Source organism: Catenibacterium sp. AM22-6LB (assembly GCF_003435615.1).
Taxonomy (GTDB): domain Bacteria; phylum Bacillota_I; class Bacilli_A; order Erysipelotrichales; family Coprobacillaceae; genus Catenibacterium; species Catenibacterium mitsuoka_A.
Genome location: NZ_QTUM01000108.1, coordinates 1 through 1,708 on the forward strand (window position 1 = coordinate 1; position 1,708 = coordinate 1,708).

At 27.9% G+C, this 1,708-nt stretch carries 2 protein-coding genes; both read left to right on the forward strand.

The annotated features are described in order from the left end of the window. Positions 1 to 990 (forward strand): CDP-glycerol glycerophosphotransferase family protein (locus tag DW269_RS12385; RefSeq protein ID WP_117460318.1); only part of this gene is annotated, 990 nt, incomplete at its 5' end. A gap of 17 nt (positions 991 to 1,007) precedes the next feature. Then, entirely contained in the window at positions 1,008 to 1,442 is a 435-nt protein-coding gene (locus tag DW269_RS12390) for an adenylyltransferase/cytidyltransferase family protein (RefSeq protein ID WP_117460320.1), read from the forward strand. The last annotated feature ends 266 nt before the right edge of the window (positions 1,443 to 1,708 follow it).

Here is a 1,708-nt window from a genome sequence, read left to right on the forward strand (position 1 = left end):
ATGCGACAGGGGTGGTGCATAGGTCTGCGACTGCTAGTGCAATTACGAGCGAATAATCATCCAAAAGAATTAAAATCAAAAGTTAGAATAGTTTATTATTTTTCTATTGAATATTTAAAAGAGTTACATACTGCAAAATTTATTATTTGCAATATGCGTACAGGAGAAGCTTATTTTTGGAAAAAAAGAAAGGAACAAGTTTATATACAAACATGGCATAGTTCTTTAAGACTAAAAAAAATAGAGGGGGATGCTATTCTTTATTTAGATGAAAAATATGTTAATGATGCAATTAATGATTCAAAAAAAATAGATTTATTAATTTCAGGATGCCAATTCAGCACAAACATATTTAAAAAATCATTTTGGTATGATGGGAAAATTTTAGAATGTGGAACACCTAGATGTGACATATTACTGAATGATACAGAACATGTTAAAAGAAAAGTTTATGATTATTATAAAATACCTGAAAACAAGAAGATGATTTTATATGCTCCGACATTCAGAAAAAATAAAAAATCTGATTTTTTAGGTATGAATTTTAAAAAATTAAATGAATTTTTAGGCGATGAATGGATTATAGGTGCAAGATTGCATCCAAATGTTTTAAATAATGTAAAAGTGGAAAATGCAATAGCAATGAGTGATTATTCAGATATGCAAGAGTTACTTGCGGCTGCGGATATTCTTATAACTGATTTTTCTTCATCGATGTTTGATATGGCAGTTGCGAATAAAATATGTATTTTATTTACTCCTGATTTAGAAGAATATTTAGCAAACGAAAGAGAATTATATTTTGATATAAATGAATTACCTTTCCCAATTACAAAAGACATGGATCAATTATGTAAATGTATTAAAGATTTTAATGATTTAAAATATAGAAGTGACTTGTTAAAATTTATTAAAAAAATTGGTAGTTTTGAACATGGATATGCTTCGCAAAAAATATGCGAATATATATTTGAAAAAATTGATGATTAAGAAAGAAGGAAATTAGAATGATAATTGGATATACAACAGGAGTTTATGATATGTTTCATATTGGACATCTAAACGTAATAAAAAATGCAAGAAAGCAATGTGATTACCTTATTGTTGGAGTAAGTACAGATGATTTAGTTAGAAAAGAAAAAGGTAAAACACCTGTAATTCCTTTTCAAGAAAGAATGGAGATTGTCTCAGCTTTAAAATATGTTGATAAAGTTGTTCCACAAATAGATAAGAATAAATTTGCTGCTTGGGAAAAACATAAATTTGATAAAATGTTTGTTGGATCTGATTGGAAAGGGACAAAACAATGGAATGAATTTGAAAAACAATTTTCAAAATGCAATGTTGAAATTGTTTATTTGCCTCATACAGATGGAATCTCAAGTACAAAATTAACAAATGTAATAAAAGAAATCTTGGATGAAAAACCAGAAGAGAAATAGGGCTTTTATTATATTTGTAAAAAATTTATTTATTGCGAGAGTATTCCGCTAATGGAAGACAACTCGTTATGGCAGAAAAGTCCATTCAATACGCTGGACACATCCACCTCACCTAAAAATTGAATACAATTGGAAGTCCACTATTAATTCAAAAGAAGGCATAATAATTTCGTAAAGTAAACCATAAAGGATAGAGATATTCGATTTGAATAAAATGGACCCTGTAAAAAGGACACGATAAAAAAAGGATATTTATTTCGTGACCC